Origin of the sequence: Inquilinus ginsengisoli (assembly GCF_050434925.1) — a bacterium.
Taxonomy (GTDB): domain Bacteria; phylum Pseudomonadota; class Alphaproteobacteria; order DSM-16000; family Inquilinaceae; genus Inquilinus; species Inquilinus ginsengisoli_B.
The window spans coordinates 7,098,240-7,117,481 of sequence record NZ_JBNDJK010000001.1 but is presented as its reverse complement, the minus strand read 5'-3'; the positions used below and the strand labels follow the sequence as shown (position 1 = coordinate 7,117,481).

The 19,242-nt window shown below is 69.5% G+C and carries 19 protein-coding genes; 12 read left to right on the top strand and 7 right to left on the bottom strand.

Features of this window, described 5'->3' with window-relative positions; all coding sequences use genetic code 11:
- Positions 1-80: 80 nt before the first annotated feature.
- From QFZ27_RS33470 to QFZ27_RS33455, 4 genes are all read left to right on the top strand, one after another.
- Positions 81-881, top strand: a complete 801-nt coding sequence (locus tag QFZ27_RS33470) for a creatininase family protein (RefSeq protein ID WP_429230787.1) — start codon at positions 81-83, stop codon at positions 879-881.
- A gap of 107 nt (positions 882-988) precedes the next feature.
- Positions 989-1,495: a ferritin-like domain-containing protein gene (locus QFZ27_RS33465; RefSeq protein ID WP_429230786.1), complete on the top strand. Its 507-nt coding sequence runs from the start codon at positions 989-991 to the stop codon at positions 1,493-1,495.
- A gap of 23 nt (positions 1,496-1,518) precedes the next feature.
- Positions 1,519-2,562 carry a manganese catalase family protein gene (locus tag QFZ27_RS33460; RefSeq protein WP_429230785.1) on the top strand — a complete coding sequence of 348 codons (1,044 nt, stop codon included), beginning with the start codon at positions 1,519-1,521 and terminating at the stop codon, positions 2,560-2,562.
- A 47-nt stretch (positions 2,563-2,609) separates the two neighbouring features.
- Complete coding sequence (locus QFZ27_RS33455) at positions 2,610-2,882, top strand: hypothetical protein (RefSeq protein ID WP_429230784.1); 273 nt, start codon at positions 2,610-2,612, stop codon at positions 2,880-2,882.
- 55 nt (positions 2,883-2,937) lie between these two features.
- On the opposite strand, the gene QFZ27_RS33450 is transcribed toward QFZ27_RS33455, so the two are convergent.
- Positions 2,938-3,393 (bottom strand): NUDIX hydrolase, encoded by a 456-nt coding sequence (locus QFZ27_RS33450; RefSeq protein ID WP_429230783.1) that lies wholly within the window; start codon positions 3,391-3,393, stop codon positions 2,938-2,940.
- A gap of 102 nt (positions 3,394-3,495) precedes the next feature.
- Between QFZ27_RS33450 and QFZ27_RS33445 the strand changes: the two genes are divergently transcribed.
- Complete coding sequence (locus QFZ27_RS33445) at positions 3,496-4,755, top strand: mandelate racemase/muconate lactonizing enzyme family protein (protein WP_429230782.1); 1,260 nt, start codon at positions 3,496-3,498, stop codon at positions 4,753-4,755.
- A gap of 15 nt (positions 4,756-4,770) precedes the next feature.
- On the opposite strand, the gene QFZ27_RS33440 is transcribed toward QFZ27_RS33445, so the two are convergent.
- Complete coding sequence (locus tag QFZ27_RS33440) at positions 4,771-6,354, bottom strand: ABC transporter substrate-binding protein (RefSeq protein ID WP_429230781.1); 1,584 nt, start codon at positions 6,352-6,354, stop codon at positions 4,771-4,773.
- Between the two features lie 159 nt (positions 6,355-6,513).
- Between QFZ27_RS33440 and QFZ27_RS33435 the strand changes: the two genes are divergently transcribed.
- From QFZ27_RS33435 to QFZ27_RS33420, 4 genes are read left to right on the top strand one after another with little or no spacing between them, the layout of a single operon-like run.
- Positions 6,514-7,521: an LLM class flavin-dependent oxidoreductase gene (locus QFZ27_RS33435; RefSeq protein ID WP_429230780.1), complete on the top strand. Its 1,008-nt coding sequence runs from the start codon at positions 6,514-6,516 to the stop codon at positions 7,519-7,521.
- A gap of 25 nt (positions 7,522-7,546) precedes the next feature.
- Positions 7,547-8,896, top strand: a complete 1,350-nt coding sequence (locus QFZ27_RS33430) for an LLM class flavin-dependent oxidoreductase (protein ID WP_429230779.1) — start codon at positions 7,547-7,549, stop codon at positions 8,894-8,896.
- The gene (locus QFZ27_RS33425) at positions 8,896-9,471 is read left to right on the top strand and encodes a GNAT family N-acetyltransferase (RefSeq protein ID WP_429230778.1); all 576 of its coding nucleotides are present in this window, start codon (positions 8,896-8,898) and stop codon (positions 9,469-9,471) included. Before QFZ27_RS33430 ends, QFZ27_RS33425 begins: the two co-directional genes overlap by 1 nt.
- Positions 9,468-10,634 carry a M20 aminoacylase family protein gene (locus tag QFZ27_RS33420; protein WP_429230777.1) on the top strand — a complete coding sequence of 389 codons (1,167 nt, stop codon included), beginning with the start codon at positions 9,468-9,470 and terminating at the stop codon, positions 10,632-10,634. The genes QFZ27_RS33425 and QFZ27_RS33420 overlap by 4 nt, the downstream gene beginning before the upstream one ends.
- A gap of 126 nt (positions 10,635-10,760) precedes the next feature.
- Here QFZ27_RS33420 and QFZ27_RS33415 read toward each other — a convergent pair whose 3' ends face one another.
- The 3 genes from QFZ27_RS33415 to QFZ27_RS33405 all read right to left on the bottom strand — a co-directional run bounded on the left by QFZ27_RS33415 (position 10,761) and on the right by QFZ27_RS33405 (position 14,219).
- Complete coding sequence (locus QFZ27_RS33415; protein WP_429230776.1) at positions 10,761-11,270, bottom strand: GNAT family N-acetyltransferase; 510 nt, start codon at positions 11,268-11,270, stop codon at positions 10,761-10,763.
- A 63-nt stretch (positions 11,271-11,333) separates the two neighbouring features.
- Positions 11,334-12,284, bottom strand: coding sequence for an ABC transporter substrate-binding protein (locus tag QFZ27_RS33410; RefSeq protein ID WP_429230775.1), 951 nt, complete (start codon positions 12,282-12,284; stop codon positions 11,334-11,336).
- 96 nt (positions 12,285-12,380) lie between these two features.
- The gene (locus QFZ27_RS33405) at positions 12,381-14,219 is read right to left on the bottom strand and encodes an amino acid ABC transporter permease/ATP-binding protein (protein ID WP_429230774.1); all 1,839 of its coding nucleotides are present in this window, start codon (positions 14,217-14,219) and stop codon (positions 12,381-12,383) included.
- A gap of 194 nt (positions 14,220-14,413) precedes the next feature.
- On the opposite strand from QFZ27_RS33405, the gene QFZ27_RS33400 reads away from it, so the two are divergent.
- Both QFZ27_RS33400 and QFZ27_RS33395 read left to right on the top strand, forming a co-directional pair.
- Complete coding sequence (locus QFZ27_RS33400; RefSeq protein WP_429230773.1) at positions 14,414-15,343, top strand: ABC transporter substrate-binding protein; 930 nt, start codon at positions 14,414-14,416, stop codon at positions 15,341-15,343.
- A gap of 13 nt (positions 15,344-15,356) precedes the next feature.
- Complete coding sequence (locus QFZ27_RS33395) at positions 15,357-16,433, top strand: LLM class flavin-dependent oxidoreductase (protein ID WP_429230772.1); 1,077 nt, start codon at positions 15,357-15,359, stop codon at positions 16,431-16,433.
- Positions 16,434-16,442: 9 nt separating this feature from the next.
- Here the strand turns inward: QFZ27_RS33395 and QFZ27_RS33390 are convergent, their stop codons facing one another.
- Positions 16,443-17,273, bottom strand: coding sequence for a phosphoenolpyruvate hydrolase family protein (locus QFZ27_RS33390; protein ID WP_429230771.1), 831 nt, complete (start codon positions 17,271-17,273; stop codon positions 16,443-16,445).
- 16 nt (positions 17,274-17,289) lie between these two features.
- Positions 17,290-18,486, bottom strand: a complete 1,197-nt coding sequence (locus tag QFZ27_RS33385) for a Tm-1-like ATP-binding domain-containing protein (protein ID WP_429230770.1) — start codon at positions 18,484-18,486, stop codon at positions 17,290-17,292.
- 82 nt (positions 18,487-18,568) lie between these two features.
- Here QFZ27_RS33385 and QFZ27_RS33380 point away from each other — a divergent pair, with 82 nt between their 5' ends.
- A complete protein-coding gene (locus QFZ27_RS33380) occupies positions 18,569-19,228 on the top strand; it encodes a GntR family transcriptional regulator (protein ID WP_429230769.1) in 660 nt (219 codons plus the stop codon).
- Positions 19,229-19,242 lie beyond the last annotated feature (14 nt).

Below are 19,242 nucleotides of genomic sequence, written 5' to 3'. Positions count from 1 at the left end.
AACGATATCGATAATGGAGGCGAATGCAAGCTTGTTTCATCGTGGTCAGGGGCAGGTCGTCGCTGGAGGGAGCGCGGGATATGGTGTTTCATGGATCGATGGCCTCGCCTCCCTTCACCCCCGGCCCCGGCCGCCTGGCCTGGAGCCCGTCGCCGGAGCTCGGCGACCTCGGCAAGGCCCGCGGCGCGGTGCTGGTGCCGACCGGCGCGGTCGAGCAGCACGGGCCGCATCTCGCCACCGGCGTCGACATCTGGCTGGCGACCGCGGTGGCGCTCGGCGTCGCCGGCCGCGACCCGTCGGTCCGGGTGGCGGAGCCGATCTCCTACGGCTCCTCGGCGCATCACCTGGCCTTTCCGGGAACGACCAGCCTGCGGCCATCAACCTTCATCGCCATCGTGGTCGATGTCTGCCGGTCGCTGGCCCGCGACGGGTTCTTCCCGATCGTGCTGAACGGCCACGGCGGCAACCGCGGCGCGCTGCAGGTGGCGGTGGCTGAGCTCGGCGCCGACGGCGTGCGCAGCGCCGCCTTCTCCTATTTCGACCTGATCCGCGAGGACGCGGCGGCGATCCTGCCCGATGCCGACCAGGGCTGCGGCCATGCCTGCGCGCTGGAGACATCGCTGATGCTGCACCTGTTCCCCGGCTCGGCGCGGGCGGAGGCGATCCCGGCCGGCGGCACGCCCTCCTGCTGGCCCGACCCGCATCTCTATTCCCCCAGCCCGATCACGGTCTGGCGCGGCTTCGAGGAAATCAACCCGAACGGGGTGATCGGCCGCCCGTCCGACGCCACCGCCGAGGCCGGGGCGAAGCTGTACGAGGCCGCCGTCACCCGGTCGCTGGAAGCGGTGCTGCGCCTCCGCGACAGCTACGCCCGGGCCTGAGCCGGGGGAGCAAGGCCGTATCACCCGCCTGGCCGATCGACTGAAGCGGAACGCGTTGGCTGCCGGCGCCATTGGCACCCTAGCGATTCCCCTGACAGGAGACGGCCATGACCGACGCCCGCGAGCATCTTGTTCACTGGCTGCGCGACGCCTATGCGATGGAGAGCCAGGCGGTCTCGCTCCTCGAAACTCAGGCCAGCCGGCTGGAGACCTATCCGCAAGCCCGCGCCAAGGTTCAAGCGCATCTCGAGGAAACCCATCGCCAGCGCGATGCGGTCGAGGAGTGCCTGAACAAGCTGGGCTCCGACCCCTCCGCCCTGAAGGACCTGACCCAGAAGACCATCGCCAATGTCCAGGGCATGTTCCACGCCATGAGCGAGGACGAGGTGCTGAAGCACGCCCTCGGCAGCTATTCCTTCGAGCAATTCGAGGCGGCGAGCTACCGCATGCTCGCAGCCGCCGCGCGGGAAGCCGGCGAGCCCGGCATCGCCGAGACCTGCGAGCGAATCCAGCGTGAAGAGGAGGATATGGGCGACTGGATCTGGGAACAGATGCCCGCCCTCACCCAGGAGTATCTCGGCCGTTCGGAAATCGGCGCCACCGCCAAACGCTGACGTCTCACCCGGAAAGGCAGACCATGTTCATTCATATCAAGCAGCTGCAGTTCAACGCCCGGGTCTCCGAGCCCGATCCCCGCTTCGCCAGGCTGCTGCTGGAGCAGTTCGGCGGCGGCAACGGCGAGCTGAAGGCGGCGATGCAGTACTTCGTCCAGGCCTATGCCGCCCGCAAACCCTATCCCGACAAATACGACCTGCTGATGGACACCGCGACCGAGGAGCTGTCGCATCTGGAGATCGTCGGCGCCACCATCACCATGCTGCTGAAGGGCGTGAACGGCGAGCTGAAGAACGCGCTCGACGTCAGCGGCCTGCCGAGCCTGGCCGAAGGCGGCAGCGCGGCGCGGGATAGTCTTATCCACGAGGCCCTGGCGATGCCGCACTTCGCCACCCTCAGCGGCGGCGGTCCGCTGCTGGAGGACAGCCAGGGCAATCCCTGGAGCGGCGCCTATGTCAACGCCAATGGCGACCTGACGGTCGACCTCCGCTCCAATATCGCCGCCGAATCCCGCGCCAAGATCGTCTACGAGTACCTGCTGAAGTTCACCGACGATCCCTATGTGCGCGAGACCCTGCGGTTCCTGATGACCCGCGAGATCACGCATTTCCGGCAGTTCGAGGCCGCGCTGGAAACCATCCAGCCGAACTTCCCGCCGGGGATCCTGCAGGGCGACCCGCGCCATGTCGCGACCGCCTACAACATGTCGCAGGGCGAGGACCAGCGCGGCCCGTGGAACGAAGGCGCGGAGGGACCGTTCGGCCGTGACTGGCTGTACGTCGCCGACCCGGTCGCCAATGTCGGGGTGACCCAGGGCGAAGCCTTGCATGGCGACCGCGACGTCGAGGCCGAAACCGACGGCGACAAGGTCGAGAAGAAGCTGAGCCAGCAGCGCAGCGGCGAGATCTCGGCGGCTGAGGGCGAACCCGGCGACCCGTGGACAAACTATGACGACATCCCGCATCCGATGTCCTGGGACCCTTCGGACGACGCGCCTTCGTCCGGCGGCAGGAAGGCGCGCGGCAAGAAGAACGGGCACTCCGGCCGGGCCGGCCGGACCCATTGATCACCGGCCGCCCCGGGCGATCCGAGGAACAGGGCAGGAGCGATACCATGGTCGAGACTGACGGCAACACCGGGTCCCCCGCGGCCAGCCCGGACGGGACCGGCATCGGTTTGGAACAGGCGGCCGGCAAGGACGCCTCGATCACCGAGGCGAAGCTATGGCAGCTCCGCCGCGACATCGCCAGGCTGCGGGAGGATGTCGCCGCCATCGCCGAGTCCCGGGCCGCCAAGGCTGCGGGGCTGGTGCGGCGCAACCCCTGGTCGGCGATGGCGGCGGCGCTCTGCGTCGGGGTCTGCCTGGGCCGCAGGACGCATCGTTAGCTTCTACCAAGATGCGGCCCGATCGATCGGGCCGCATCTCGGGATGCCGGCTGCTTCAGTCGGGCAGTTCAGCCAACGGGCGAAAGGAGGAGACGAGCTCCGCCGAGACCCGGGCGATCAGCTCCCTCAGCTTCCGGTTCCGGATAACTTCCCGGGCGTCGTCGACCTTGAACCAGCGGACGGCGCGCTCGCCCAGTTCCGGAAACCGCTCCAGGCGCCGCTCCACGGTCATGACATAGACGGCCACCTGGCAGCGGATCTGCCGCCGCGCCTTGCGCTTGCGATGGCGGTAGTGCCCGCGGGACCGGCCCTCGATCGCCCCGATGGCGCCGGCCTCCTCGAACGCCTCGCGGGCGGCGGCTTGATGCGGGGCCAGGCGCCTCATCGGATTGCCCTTGGGGATGATCCACTTCCGCGAACGGCGGCTGGTGATCAGGAGGATCTCGAGGGTACCATCCTCGTCGAAACGGACGGGAAGCGCGCCGACCTGCGGCCTGATGGTCACCCCCATGGATCGGTCCTTTCATGCTGTCCGATCGGTCAACACTCCGGACGGCCGGACAGTTCGGGCAGAAACCTCAGACCTTGATCGGCGCCTCGAGAACAGGTTCAGATGGCGGCGCATTTCGACAGCACTGTCAGCGTGCTGCTCGCCGGCGGCAGCAACGGGGCGACGATGAAGATCAGCAGGATCGAGACCATCCGGGTCAAGCAGCATCCCCAACTCTGCTGGGTCCAGGTCCATGGCGATGACGGCCTGGTCGGGCTGGGGGAGACCTTCTTCGGCGCGGCCGCGGTCGAGGCCTATCTGCACGAGACCGCGGCGCCGCTGCTGCTCGGCCGCGACGCGCTGGCGATCGACCGGATCTCGCAGGCGCTGATCCCTTATGTCGGCTTCGCCTCGACCGGCGTCGAGATGCGCGGCAACTCGGCCGTCGACATCGCCCTGTGGGACCTGTTCGGCAAGGCCACCGGCCAGCCGATCGCCCAGTTGCTCGGGGGCTTCACGCGTAACGAGATCCGCACCTACAACACCTGCGCCGGCACCGCCTATATGAAGGAGGGGGGCCAGACCGTCGCCAATTACGGGCTGGACAAGGACCCCACCCGCTACGCCGATCTCGATGCCTTCATGACCCGTGCCGACGACCTCGCCGAGGATCTGCTGGCCGAGGGCATCACGGCGATGAAGATCTGGCCTTTCGACGTCGCGGCGGAGAAGACCGGCGGCCAGTATATCAGCGCCGAGGACCTCAAGGCCGCGCTGCAGCCCTTCGAGAAGATCCGCAGGCGGGTCGGCGACAAGATCGACATCATGGTCGAGTTCCACTCGATGTGGCAGCTGCTGCCGGCGATGCAGATCGCCCGCGCGCTCGCGCCCTACAACACCTTCTGGCACGAAGACCCGATCCGGATGGATTCGCTGGCCGACCTCAAGCGCTACAGCGAGGCATCGATTGCGCCGGTCTGCGCCTCGGAGACGCTGGCCACGCGCTGGCGCTTCCGTGACCTGCTGCAGACCGACGCGGCCGGCATCGTCATGCTCGACCTGTCCTGGTGCGGCGGCATTTCCGAAGCCCGGAAGATCGCCGCCATGGCCGAGGCCTGGCGCCTGCCGGTGGCGCCGCATGACTGCACCGGACCGGTGGTGCTGGCAGCCTCGACCCATCTGTCGCTGAACGCGACCAACGCGCTGGTACAGGAAAGCGTGCGGGCCTTCTACCGCACCTGGTACTGCGACCTGGTGACCGCGGTGCCGGAGGTGACCAACGGCATGATCACCGTGCCGCCGGGGCCGGGGCTGGGCCTGGAGCTCAGCCCCGATCTCGACCGCCGCTTCACCGTCACCCGGCGCGTCAGCGCGTCGGATTAGCCGGCCCGACAGCGATCACTCGGCCTTGACCACGGCGGCGTAGCTGGTCTTCGGCTGCAGGATCAGGCCTTCGACGGTGGCGCGGTGCGCGGCCACCAGGGTCTGCTGGAACAGCAGGACATAGGGCCCCTCGGCCTGCACCTCGCGCTGCAGTTGGCCGTAGAGGGCGGCGCGCCTGGCCGCGTCCGGCTCGCGCAGCGCCTCGGTCACGGTCCGGTTCCAGTCGGCATCTTCCCAGCGGTTGCGCCAGGCCAGAGTCTTCGGCGCGTCGGCGTCGTTGACATCCCGGTCGAAGGCGAAGGCGTCGGCATTGCTGTGCGGGTCGCGGTAGTCCGGCACCCAGGTGCCGATGTAGATGTCGTGCTGCCGGGCGCGATATTTGGTGATGGTCTGCTTGCCGTCGCCGGGCAGGATCTCCAGCCGGATACCGGCCTTGGCGAAGCTGGCCTGCAGCGCCTGGGCGATGTCGGCGAAGGGCGCCACGTTGCGCACGTCGATGGTGACGGCGAAGCCGTCGCCCAGGCCGGCGCGGGCCAGCAGCGCCTTGGCCCGGTCGACGTCCAGACGGTACGGCGCGTCGTCGATGGCGCCGAGATAGCCGGTCGGCAGGAAGCTCTGATGCGCCGTCCAGGTGCCGCTCAGCAGGCTGGCCTCGATGCCCTGGTAGTCGACCAGCCATTTCAGCGCCTCGCGCACCTCGGGCCTAGCGAGGTTCGGGTTGGACTGGTTCAGGCCGAGATAGAGCAGCGGGTCGCCGGCCTCGCTCTGTAATGCCACGCCGGGCGCATCCTTCAGGGCCAGGATCTGGTCGCGGGTCAGGTCGCGGGCATAGTCGACATCGCCCTTCTCCAGCAGCAGCCGCTGGCTGGCCGGCTCCGGCACATGCAGGATCACCAGGTGCGGCGTCTTCGGCCCCGTGCCTTGCCAGTGCGGGTTGCCCTCCAGCACCACCCGCTCATTCGGCACCCAGCGCTGCACCGCATAGGGGCCGGTGCCGGCGCTGTGGGCCTTCAGCCAGCCATTACCGAGGTCACCCTGCGCCTCGTTCGCCTGCACGGTCTTGGCGTCGATCACCGAGGCCACGGTGGCGGTCAGGGTGTTGAGGAAGAAGGTCGGCGCCACCGGCCGGTCGATCCGGAGCTCCAGCGTGCGGTCGTCGGCCGCCCGGATCCGGTCCGCGGCGTTGTCGGCAGTGAAGCCGAACTGGGTCAGGATGAAGGCCGGCGATTTGTTCAGCCGCACCGCACGCTGCAGCGACCAGGCGGCATCCTGCGCCGTCACCGGGTTGCCGCTGGCGAAGGCCTGACCGGGCTTCAGCGTGAAGCGGTAGGTCAGCCCGTCATCGGCGACCGACCAGGATTCGGCCAGGTCGCCGACGATCGTCGGGTCGGTGGCGCTGCGATAGCTGACCAGCTGGTCGTACAGGTTGCCGGTTACCTCGCCGACGCCCGGCTCGAAGGCCTCGGCCGGGTCCAGCGAGATGAACTGGTCGATCTGCTTGGCCACGACGATGGTGTCGCGCGGCGTGCCGGCGAAGGCGGTGCCGAGGGCAGGCAGAAGCAAGAGGGCGCCGAGCAGCGGCGCCGTGAGGCGTCTCATGGAACTCTCCTGGAGCGGATCAGATTGGACGATATAAGTTTGTTTAATTTATATTCTATTGACAGTAGAGTGTGTATTTATTGAGATAACAACACGAATCTTCGTGTCCATGACGGCCCGTCATGGCGCTGCCCGCACGTCATCCCGGGGATGATCGGCATGAGTTATCTGTTGAGCCTGCTCGACAAGAGCCCGGTCGCCGACGGCGAGGGCGCGACCGAGGCGCTGGCGCGCACCGTCGCCCTGGCGCGGCGGGCGGAGCATTGGGGCTTCCACCGCTTCTGGGTGGCTGAGCATCACGACACGCCGCGGCTGGCCAGCCCCTCGCCCGAGGTGCTGATCGCCTATCTTCTGGCCCACACCACGCGCATCCGCGTCGGGTCCGGCGGCGTCATGCTGCAGCATTACAGCCCGTACAAGGTGGCCGAGAACTTCAACCTGCTCGCGGCGCTGGCGCCGGGGCGGGTCGATCTCGGCGTGGGCAAGGCGCCGGGAGGGCTGCCATTGTCGACCCGGGCGCTGCAGGCCGCGATCGACCCGCAGCGCAGGCCGTCCTTCGCCGAGCAATTGGCGCAGCTGGACGCCTTTCTCGACGACACCATCGCCGACGCCGACCCGCTGGCCGGCGTCGTCGCCACGCCCCGGCCGGCCGTCAAGGCCGAGCGCTTCCTGCTGGGCGCCAGCGTCGAGAGCGCGCAGCTGGCGGCGGCCGAGGGCTGGGCCTTCGTCCATGCCGGCCACCTGAACGGCGACCCGTCGCTGCTGGAGCGCGTCTTCGCCGCCTACCGCGCCGTCGGCGACGGCAGGGCGCCGCTGCTGGCCGTTGCGGTGATCGCGGCCGACACCGAGGCGCGGGCCGAGCGGCTGGCCGCGGGCCTGCGCATGTTCAAGGTGCATGTCGACACCGGTCAGAGCGTCACCGTCGGCAGCGTCGCCCAGGCCGAGGAGTTCGTCCGTCAGGCCGGCGCCCGCGAATACCGGATCGAGGAGAAGACGCCGAGCGTGATCCACGGCACCGCCGAACACGTGCGGGCCGAGCTGGAGCGGCTGCACCGGCAGCACGGCGTGCGCGAATTCGTCATCGACACCCCGATCGCCGACGGCGAGGAGCGCCTCGCCTCGGTCGAATTGCTGGCCCGGGCGCATTTCACCGCCGCCGCGGCCTGAGCCCCGCATCCAAGGACATCATCCGATGAGCAAGCGTCAGATCACCTTCGGCGTCATGCTGCAGGGCCCCGGCGGCCACATGAATGCGTGGAAGCACCCCAGCGTGCCGGCCGATGCCAGCGTCAATTTCGGCTTCTATCTGGACAATGCCCGCAAGGCCGAAGCCGCCGGCATCGCCTTCGCCTTCATCGCCGACGGCCTCTACATCAACGAGAAGTCGATCCCGCACTTCCTGAACCGGTTCGAGCCGATCTCGATCCTGTCGGCGCTGGCTGCGGTGACCTCGAAGATCGGGCTGGTCGGCACGCTGTCGACCTCCTACAGCGACCCGTTCACCGTCGCCCGGCAATTCGCCACCATCGACGCCATCAGTGGGGGGCGGGCGGGCTGGAACGCCGTGACCTCGCCGCTCGAAGGCTCCGGCCGCAACTACAGCCGCGAGCATCCGGAGCACGGGCTGCGCTACGAGATCGCCCAGGAATATCTCGAGGTCGTGAAGGGCCTGTGGGACAGCTGGGACGACGACGCCTTCATCCGCGACCGCGCCACCGGCCGCTTCGTCGACTTCGCCAAGATGCGCCGGCTGGATCACAAGGGCCGGTTCTTCTCGGTCGAGGGTCCGTTGAACATCGGCCGGTCGGCCCAGGGCCAGCCGGTGCTGTTCCAGGCCGGCGCCTCGGATGACGGCATCCGGCTGGCCGGGCACCATGCCGACGCGGTGTTCACCAATGGCGGGCCGATCGAGGACGCCAAGGTCTTCTACAGCCGGGTCAAGGACAGTGCGGTGGCGCATGGCCGCCGGCCCGACGACGTCAAGATCTTCCCCGGCATCGGCCCGATCGTCGGCGCCACGGCGGCCGAGGCGGAGGAGAAGTACCGCGCTGTCCGCGATCTGCTGTCGGTCGACGAGGCGCTGCTGTATCTCGGCCGCTTCTTCGACCATCACGATTTCAGCCAGTACCCGCTGGACGGGCCGTTCCCGGACCTGGGCGACATCGGCAAGAACAGCTTCCGCGCCACCACCGACGGGATCAAGCGCACGGCGAAGGAGCGCAACCTGACCCTGCGCGAGGTGGCGCTGGAGACGGCGACGCGGCGGACCCTGATCGGCACGCCGGAGACGGTGGCCGACGAGCTGATCCGCTGGGTGGAGGAGGGGGCGGCCGACGGCTTCATTCTCGGCTTCCCGGTGCTGGGCCAGGGGCAGGATGATTTCATCCGCCACATCCTGCCGGTGCTGCAGGAGCGCGGCCATTTCGACCCGGTGCTGCGCGGCACCACCCTGCGCGATCATCTCGGCCTGCCCTATCGCGAGAGCCGCTATGCCGGAGAGCCGGCGCGGGAGCGGGCGGTGGCTGGGCAGGGCGGCCGCTGATGGCCGACTCCATCCGTATCGCCGGCCCGGACGACGCGCCGGCCGTGCTCGACCTTCTGCGCGCGGCGTACCAGCCCTTGCGCGAGATGGGCATCCGCTTCACGGCAGTGACCGCCGATCTCGAGCTGGTGCGGCGCACGGTCGAGCGCCACACCACCTTCCTGCTGGAGCGCGACGGGGGGGCGGTCGCCACCGTGTCGGTACGCTTTCCCTGGCCGGTCGGAGAGAGGCACCTGGCGAGCTACCCCTTCATCCACTGGTTCGCGGTGGCGCCGCGACTGAAGCGGCAGGGCGTCGGCTCGGCCCTGCTGCAGCATGTCGAGGACGACTTCCTGCGCGACCGCGTCAAGGCGCCGGCCGTGTACCTGGCGACGGCGACGCGCCACCCCTGGCTGCGCGGCATCTATGAGCGCCGCGGCTACCAGGCGTTCCACCGTCAGCCCAGCAGCCGGGGCGAAGAGATGGTGTTTCTGCGCAAGATCCTGCTGCCGGAGATCTACCGCGACCTCGAGGTGGCCGAGCTGAAACGGTCGGAGACGGAGGGCCTCGCGCTGGTCCAGGCGGGGGCGGCATGACCGGATCCGATATCGCCGCGGGCGTCGAGACGCATCGCGAGGCGATGGTGGCGCTGCGCCGCGACCTGCACCGCCACCCGGAGCTGGCCTATCGCGAGCGGCGCACCGGCGACCTGGTGGCGCAGGCGCTGACCGCCTGGGGTTACGAGGTCCATCGCGGCCTGGGCGGCACCGGCGTGGTCGGCACGCTGGCTCTGGGCAACGGCTCGCGCCGCATCGCCATCCGCGCCGACATGGACGCGCTGCCGATCCTCGAGGCCACGAACCTGCCCTATGCCAGCGGCACGGCCGGGGTGATGCATGCCTGCGGCCATGACGGGCACACCGCCAGCCTGCTGACCGCCGCCCGGGTGCTGGCCGAGCGGCGCGGCTTCTCCGGCACGCTGCACCTGATCTTCCAGCCGGCGGAGGAGGGCGGCGCCGGCGCCCGGCGGATGATCCGGGACGGGCTGTTCGAGCGCTTCCTCTGCGACGCCGTCTACGGGCTGCACAACTGGCCCGGCGTGCCGCTGGGACAGTTCGGCTTCATCGCCGGCCCTGCCATGGCCGCGGTCGACCGGGTGACGATCCGCGTGGTCGGCCGCGGCGGCCATGGCGCCGTGCCGCAGCAGACCATTGATTCAGTGGTCGCTTCGGCCTCGCTGGTGATGGCGCTGCAGAGCGTGGTGTCGCGCAATGTCAGCCCGCTCGACGCCGCGGTGGTGACAGTCGGCGCCATCCATGGCGGCACCGCGGCGAATGTGATCCCGGACGCGGTCGAACTGCAGCTGACCGTCCGCACCTTCCGGCCCGAGGTGCGGGACCGGATCGAGGCGCGCATCACCGCCCTGGCGAAGGCCCAGGCCGAGAGCTACGGCGCGGTCGCCGAGATCGAGTATCTGCGCGGTTATCCGGTGCTGGTGAACCATGCGGCGGAGACGGAGTTCGCGCGCCAGGTGGCGGCGGAGCAGTTCGGCGCCGACCGGATCGAGGCCGTGTTCCCGCCGATCACCGCCAGCGAGGATTTCGCCTACATGCTGGAGGAGCGGCCGGGCAGCTATCTCTTTCTCGGCAACGGCGACAGCGCCGCGCTGCACAGCCCGCACTACAACTTCAACGACGAGATCCTGCCCGTCGCCGCCCGCTACTGGGTGGCCCTGGCGGAGCGGTACCTGGTGGCATAGGGCTCTCGCTCCTCATCGTCATTGCGACGTCGGTCTTGAGCCGGGGAAGCAATCCAGTGGCCGCTCGCACCGACTCCTGGATTGCTTCGTCGGCTTCGCCTCCTCGCAATGATGGTGGAGCGTGGATCACGCCGTCCGGCGCACCGCCGGCGCCAGGGCGCTGATGTCCTTCTCGAAAGGCAGCTTGCCGTGGATCTCGGGGTCGATCGCGGTGTCGAACAGGGCGGTGTAGCCGGAGCGGAGATACAGGTTCGCGGCCTCCGGCTGGCGGAAGCCGGTGGTCAGGTAGATCCGGCTGTAGCCCTGCCGCGCCGCCTGGGTCTCCAGCTCCACCAGCACCCGGCGCGCCAGGCCCTGGCGGCGCAGGTCGGCATGGGTCCAGACCCGCTTCATCTCCGCAGTGTGCTCGTCATAGCGCTTGAAGGCGCCGCCGGCGATGGCGGCGCCGTCGCGCAGCAGCAGCAGGAAGGCGCCGTCCGGCGGTGCGAACAGCTCGGCCGGATAGCGGCTCATCTCCGCCCCGGCCGGCTCGCCCCAGTAATCGCCATAGCGGGTTGCGTATTCCCAGGTCAGGGCTTGGATCAGCGGCTGCGCCAGCGGGTCCAGCGGCGTGGTGTAAAGGAAGCTGTCGGTCATCGCGGTGTTGCCTGTTCGGGGCGGGGAAGGGCGGCCGCGACGGTCGCGGCCGCAGGTTCTGGCTCAGACCTTCGGCAGGCCGGGCGGGTTGGTGCGCGACTGCTCGATCGCCTCGTCGGTCAGGTTCCAGCGCTCCAGCGCCGCGCGGTATGTGCCGTTGGCGATCAGCGCGTTGATCGCCAGGGTCAGGGCGTCGGCCAGGCCGGCACTCTTGCGCGTGGTGATCGCGATCTCCGCCGTCAGCGGCCAGCCGCCGTTGATGATTCCGACCGGGCGGGTCTTGCCGCTGACCGCCGCGGCATAGGCCAGGCGGGAGTTCGGGTTGATCTCGACATCGGCGCGGCCGGAGGTCAGCGCCAGCTGGGACGCGCCGTTGTCGTCGAAATACAGGAACTCCGCCGGCTTCAGCCCCGCCGCCACATTCTGGCGGTCCCACTCGACCACGATCTTCTCCTGGTTGGTGCCGGCGCCGACGATGACCTTGAGCCCGGCGATGTCCTTCGGCTCCTTGATCGACTTGATCGGGCTGTTCAGCGCGACATAGGCGCCGAGCACGTCCTGGCGGTAGGAGGAGAAGTCGAAGCGCTGCTTGCGCTCCTCGGTCACCGTGACGTTGCTGATCACGGCGTCGAACCTTCCCGAGACCAGGCCCAGCGGCCAATCGGCCCAGGCCACCGGCACGAACTCGACCTTCCGCCCCAGCGCCTCGGCCACCAGCGAGGCGAGATCGGCATCGGTGCCGACCACGGTCTTGGCGTCCGAGGCATAGGTGTTCAGCGGCGGGTCGCCGACGCTGACGCCGACGGTGAACACCCCGTCCTTGACGAATTTGAAGTCGGGCGAGACGGCGGCGGCCGCCGCATCGACCTTCTGGGTGTGGATTCGGCCGGTCTGCTCCGGGGTGAGGTCGAAGGCCTTGGTCTGCGCCTCGGCGCCCGTTGTGGTGAGGAGGGCGGCGGTGAGAAGGGCGGCGATGCCGATGGCTGCGGCGGCCGCATTCCGGCGGATGGACATTGGTGGGCTCCTGATCTCTGGTCTGATGGGGCCGGCCATGGGACGGCCGGCGGGCAGCGGCGGCGTGGGGAACCCGGCGGCGGGGCCGGGAAGCGGCTAGAGCACTTTGGCCAGGAACTCGGCGGTCCTGGGGTGCTTGGGCGCGGTGAAGACCTGGGATGGCGGGCCCTGCTCCAGGATCCGGCCGGCATCCATGAACACGACGCTGTCGGCGACCTCGCGGGCGAAGCCGATCTCATGGGTGACGATCACCAGCGTGGTGCCGGACTTGGCCAGGGCGCGGATCACGTCCAGCACCTCGCCGACCAACTCGGGGTCGAGGGCGGAGGTCGGCTCGTCGAACAGCAGCACCTTGGGCTTCAGCGCCAGGGCGCGGGCGATGGCGACGCGCTGCTGCTGGCCGCCGGACAGCTGGCGCGGATAGGCCTGCGTCTTGTCGCTGAGGCCGACGCGGGCCAGCAGGATCAAGGCCTCCTCGGTCGCCTCGGCCTTCGACCGCCAGCGGAGCGCGACCGGCGCCTCGATCACGTTCTCGAGCACCGTCAGATGCGGAAACAGGTTGAAGGTCTGAAACACCATGCCGACATCGGCCCGGCGCTTCAGGATCTCGGCCTCCTTCAGCTCGTACAGGATGTCGCCGCGCTCGCGATAGCCCAGCAGCGCGCCGTCGACGGTGATGAAGCCGGCATCGACCTTCTCCAGATGGTTGATGCTGCGCAGCAGCGTCGACTTGCCGGAGCCGGAGGGGCCGAGGATCACGGTGACGTCGCCGGACGGGATGGTCAGGCTGACCTCGTCCAGCACCTTCAGCGACCCGAAGCTCTTCGACACGCCCTGGATCCGCACCTCGCCGCGGCCGGCGGACAGGGGCTGCCAGACGGGCTGGGGCGGCACCGGCGCCGCGACGACCGGCAGGGCCGCGACAGGCTCGGCCGCGACCGGCTCGGCCTGGCGGCCGGCGCGCCACGCGCGCAGCCGCTGGATCGGCGTCGGTGGCAGGGTGCGCAGCGCGCCGCGGGCGAAGTGCCGCTCGATGTAGAACTGGATGACCGACAGCACGATCATGATGATCAGGTACCAGACGGTCGCGACCATCAGCAGCGGGATCACCGCCAGGTTGCGGCGGTAGATCACCTGCACCGTGTAGAACAGCTCCGGCAGGGCGAGCACGTAGACCATGGACGTGCCCTTGGCCAAGCCGATCAGCTCGTTGAAGGCGGTCGGCAGGATCGCCCGCATCGCCTGCGGCAGGACGATGCGGAAGGCCTGGCGGCGCCGCGGCAAGCCCAGCGCCGCCGCGGCCTCCAGCTGGCCCTGGTCGACCGACAGGATGCCGCCGCGGATGATCTCGGCCGAGAAGGCGGCCTGGTTCAGGCTCAGGCCCAGGATCGCCGCGGCGTAGGGGCCGAGCAGCGAGACCGTCGGGTATTCGAACACGATGTCGGTGAAGGGGATGCCCAGCCGCACCGACTCGTACAGGTAACCCAGGTTGAACAGGATCAGCAGCAGCACGATCAGCGGGATCGACCGCAGCAGCCAGATGTAGCCCCAGGCCAGGCCGGACAGCAGCGGCGACTTCGACACCCGGGCCAGCGCCAGCCCGGTGCCCAAGAGGAAGCCGAGAGCGGAGCCGACGGCCGTCAGCAGGATGGTGCGGCCCAGCCCGTCCATCACCGGCTCGGCGAAGAACCACTCGGCGAAGACACCCCATTCCCAGCGCTCGTTGGTCAGGATCGAGTGCAGCACCGCGATGATGACGGCCGCTGCGGCGAGGCTGCCGGCGGTGCGGCCGGGATGGCGGGCGCCGACGACCCGGTGGCGGGAATAGTCCCGCGCCTCCGCCTGGTCGCGGCGCCGGATAGCGTCGGGCACGGCGTCCGCCAGGCGGGGCAGAAGGCGCGGGCGGTCCTGCAGGTCGATGTCTCGGCTGGTCAAGGGCTCTCGCAATCGGCTGTCGCTGCCTGGGTGCGCCGGACCGCCTGCCGGTCCGCCAATCAGATACAACAGTTAAAATCTGCATAAATTGCAGTTTCAACATATCTATTGCGCATATGTAATTTCCTACTGTCAACTGAGTCCGTACATTGACCGGCATGATCGTCATCGACCGCGGCCCCAGGAGGGACAGAATGTTCGGATTGGTCTCCAGACGGGCGGTCGCCGCCCTGGTCGTGGCCTTGGCCGCCGGCGTCGCGCCGGCCCTGGCTCAGAGCCTCGACCTCAGCCCGGAGCAGCCGGGCCGCCTGCGGGCCGAGAAGGACGCGGCGATCGCCGCCACGATTCCGAAGGATTTCCGATTCGCCGAGGACGGCGTCCTGACCGTGGCGGTGGCGCCGGGCCAGCCGCCGATCGCCACCTATGCCACCGATGCGCGGACCGTCATCGGCGCCGATCCGGACCTGGCCCAGCTCGTCGCCGACCTGCTGGGGCTGAAGCTGAAGATCGTGGCGGTGGCCTGGGCGGACTGGCCGCTGGGCCTGGCCTCGGGCAGGTACGACGCCGTGATCTCCAATGTCGGCGTGACCGAGGAGCGCAAGCAGCGCTTCGACTTCTCAAGCTACCGCAAGGGCCTGCACGGCTTCTATGTGAAATCCGACAGCCCGATCGCCACGCTGAAGGAGCCGAAGGACATCGCCGGCCTGCGGATCATCACCTCGTCCGGCACCAATCAGGAGCGGATCCTGCTGGAATGGGACCGGCAGAACGTGGCCCGGGGCCTGGCCCCGGCCGAGCTGCAATACTATGACGACCAGGCCGCCTGGGGTCTGGCGATCCAGGCCGGGCGGGCCGACGCCCTGTTCAGCGTCAACGCGTCCCTGGCCTATCAAGCCCGCGACGGCAGCCTCAAGCCGGTCGGGACGGTCAGCTCCGGCTGGCCGCTGGATGCCGAGACCGGCATCACCACCCGCCGCGGCAGCGGCTTGGCCGATGCCTTCACCGCCGCGATCAACGCGCTGATCGCGGACGGCAGATACGCCGGATCGCTGGCGCGCTGGAACCTCTCCGCCGAGGCGATCGACCGGTCGCGCACCAACCCGCCCGGCCTGCCGAAGTTCTGACGAGGACCGCATCATGGCATCGATCGACCATGCCGGGTTCCTGACCCCCGGCAGTTTCCCGGAGGCCGACCCGCAGGACGGGCTGGAGAAGGCGCTGCGCCTCTTCGCCTACGGCGAGCGGCTCGGCTTCGACAGCGCCTGGATCCGGCAGCGGCATCTCGAGCCCGGCGTTTCCTCGGCCGCCGTGTTCCTGGCCGCGGCCAGCCAGCGCACCCGCCGCATCCAGCTCGGCACCGCGGTGATTCAGATCGGCTACGAAAGCCCGTTCCGGCTGGCCGAGGATCTCGCCACCGTCGACGTGCTGTCGGGCGGGCGGCTGAATGTCGGGCTCAGCGCCGGCGTGCCGCCGCATGCCGATCTGCTGGGGCCGCGGGTCTTCGACGGCGACTGGACCGGCTACGACCTATCCTATGGCCGGGTGGAGCGCCTGGCCGACAACCTCCGCGGCGCCTATCTCGGCGAACCGGACCGGGTCGTGGTCAACGCCGCCGGCCGGCACCGACCCCGGCTGCAGCCCGTCGCCGAGGGGCTGGTCGACCGGCTGTGGTATGGCGGCGGGTCGTTGCGCTCCGCCGGCTGGGCCGGACGCGCCGGCCTCAACCTGCTGATCGGCAACGTCACCTCGGGCGAGGACACCGACGATTTCTTCGCCGCGCAGCGGCGGCAGCTCGACGTCTATCGCGAGGCCTGGCGCGGGGCGCGCCCGGCCCGCGTGGCCCTGGGCCGGGTGATCGTGCCGTTCGACAGCGCCGATGACTGGACCCGGGCCCGTTATGCCGAATACGCCGCTGGCCGGCGCGAGCGGACGCTGGCGCCGCAGGGCGAGCGGAGCACCCTGTTCGCGCCGGATCTGGTCGGGACCTCGGACCAGATCCTCGAGGCCCTGGCCCGCGACCCGGTGCTGGCCGAGGTGTCGGAGCTGCGGCTGGAGCTGCCCTACGAGTTCCGGCCCTTCGAATACGAGCAGATCCTGGGCGACGCGGTGCGCCACATCCTGCCGCAGCTCGGCTGGCAGGCGCCGGGCCGCGATAGCCCGCTGCCTGTGCAGGACCGCAGGGTCCCGGCGGCCTGGGTGCCGCAGGGAAAGTGAGCCTGGCTGTCAGAACGAGACCTGCTTGAAGGCGCGGGTCTGGGCGGTGAGGGCCTGTTCGGTGGGAAGGCGCTCCATCGAGCTGGCGCCGTAGAAGCCGTGGCAGTGGCGGCAGCGCTGCAGGACATAGGCGGCATCCTCGGGCATCGCGATCGGGCCGCCATGGCACAGCACGATGATGTCCGGCCGCACCGCCAGCGCCGCCGCGGCCCACTCATCGACCAGGGCGACGCAATCGTCCAGAGTCTTCGCCGTCTCGGCGCCGATCGACCCGCCGGTGGTCAGGCCCATATGCGGCACGATGATGTCGGCTCCGGCTTGCGCCATCGCCACCGCCTCCGCGGCCGAGAACACGTAGGGCGTGGTCAGCAGGTCGAGGGCATGGGCGCGGGCGATCATCTCGACCTCGAGCCCGTAGCCCATGCCGGTCTCCTCCAGGTTCTGGCGGAAGGTGCCGTCGATCAGCCCGACGGTCGGAAAGTTCTGCACCCCGGCGAAGCCCATGGCCTTGAGCTCGGCCAGGAAATGATCGGTCAGCAGGAACGGATCGGTGCCGTTGACCCCGGCGATGACCGGGGTGTGCTTCACCACCGGCAGCACCTCGCGCGCCATCTCGACCACGATCTCGTTGGCGTTGCCATAGGCGAGGAGGCCGGCCAGCGAGCCGCGGCCGGCCATGCGGTAGCGGCCGGAGTTGTAGATCACGATCAGGTCGATGCCGCCGGCCTCCTCGCATTTGGCGGAGAGGCCGGTGCCGGCGCCGCCGCCGACGATCGGCTCGCGGCGCTCGACCATGCCGCGGAACTTGGCCAGGAGGTCGGCGCGGGCGAAACGGGTCATTCCGGGATCCTCAGGATCAATGATGGGCGATGGCGCGGAACTCGCGCACCAGGGCGGCGGCGAAGTCCGGGTCGTTGATGTGCAGCGGCAGCTCGATCAGCCGCCGGTCGGCGGTCTGCCGCAGGTCGCGGCCCAGCGCCTGGAACAGGGCTTCGTCGGCGACGGGGTCGTGGAAGGGCTGGCCCGGCGCGTCGATGGCCGAGACGCCGCCGAGCGGCAGCAGGACCCTTACCGGCCCGGGGCAGAGGTTGAGCCGCGCGGCGATCCAGGCGCCGATCGCCGCATTCTCCTCCGGCGTGGTCCGCATCAACGTCACCTGGGCGTTGTGGACATGCAGGCGCCGGCCGCGGAATTTCTCCGGCACCGTCTCCATCGCCCCGAAATTCACCATGTCGACGGCGCCGGTCGACCCGACATAGGGCAGGCCGGTGCGGGCGATGGCGCCGAACCGGTCCTCGGTGCAGGGGAAGACGCCGCCGACCAGGAAATCCGCGACCTCGGTGGTGGTGGCGTCGATCACGCCGCGCAGGAATCCGCCATCTGCCAGCTTCTCCATTGACTGGCCGCCGGTGCCGGTGGCGTGAAACACCAGACAGTCATGGTCCTGCTCCAGCAGGCGCCGGACCTCGGTGACACAGGGGGTGGTGACGCCGAACATGGTAATGCCGATCGCCGACCGGTCGCCCGCGCCGGACGCGGCCCGCCATGTCGCCATGCCGGCCACCGCATGGGCGGCGTTGGCGATCACCCGCCGGCTGATCGCGTTGAGCCCGGCGATGTCGACCACCGAATGCATCATGGTGATGTCCGTCGCCCCGACATAGGGTGCGACATTGCCGGAGGCAACGGTCGACACCATCAGCTTCGGCAGCCCGACCGGCAGGGCGCGCAACGCGGCCGTGACCAGCGCGGTGTTGCCGGTGCCGCCCAGGCCCAGCACGGCATCGATGTCGTCGCGCGTCGCCAGGTAGCGGGTCAGCGCGGCCGCCATCGCCGTCACCGCTACGCCGCGGTCGCCGGCGCCCAGCACCGCGGCGGCGCCCTCCGGATGATGGCCGGCGACCTCGGCCGCGCTCACATCGGCCGCCTCACCGCCGCCGCGGGTGCCGACATCGACCAGCTGCGCCGCCACGCCGGCCGCCCGGACGCAGTCGCGGGCATAAGCCAGCTCCGCCGCCTTCGTGTCGCAGGTCCCGATCACCAGCACCGCCATGTCTCTTCCCTCCCTGTCGTTCAGTTTCCAAAAAGCATATTGCATATTGTGTATTATTCACAAGCCGGATAGGGTGGCCCTCATGAGCGCTGAAAAACACCTCACCCTCCGCGAGCGGATCCGCGACGAGCTGGTCCGCATGATCGTCAGCGGCGAGCTGCCGGCCGGGGCCGCGATCGACGAGAAGAAGCTGGTCGAACGGCTGTCGACCAGCCGCACCCCGTTCCGCGAGGCGATCGGCACGCTGGAGCGGGAAGGGCTGATCGAGATCCGGCCCTATCGCGGCTTCTTCGTGCGCCAGCTGTCGCGCAAGGATGTCGAGGACCTGTACGACCTGCGCGAGACGCTGGAGGCGATGGCCGCCCGGCGGGCGGTCGAGCGCGCCTCGGATGGCGACATCGACCGGCTGGCCGCGATGCTCGACCGCGCCGTCCAGGCGCTGCGGGCGGACGACATGGCCGCCTATGCCGCCGAGGACCGGCGCTTCCACGAATTCATCGCCGAGCTGTCGGACAACCACGCGCTGGTTGACACGCTGTCGCGCCTGGCGCTGCAGATCCAGATGTGCCGGGTGATCGCCAACCGCAGCCGGGACTTCGCCGAGCGCGCGGCGGACGAACGCGACCGCATCCTCGGCGCCTTCCGTCAGCGCGATTCCGGCCTCGCCGCCCGGCTGATGGCCGAGCACATCGCCGATGTCCGCCAGTCGGTGATGGCGCAGCTGATGGCCGAAACCGGCTGATCGTGTCGGGCCGG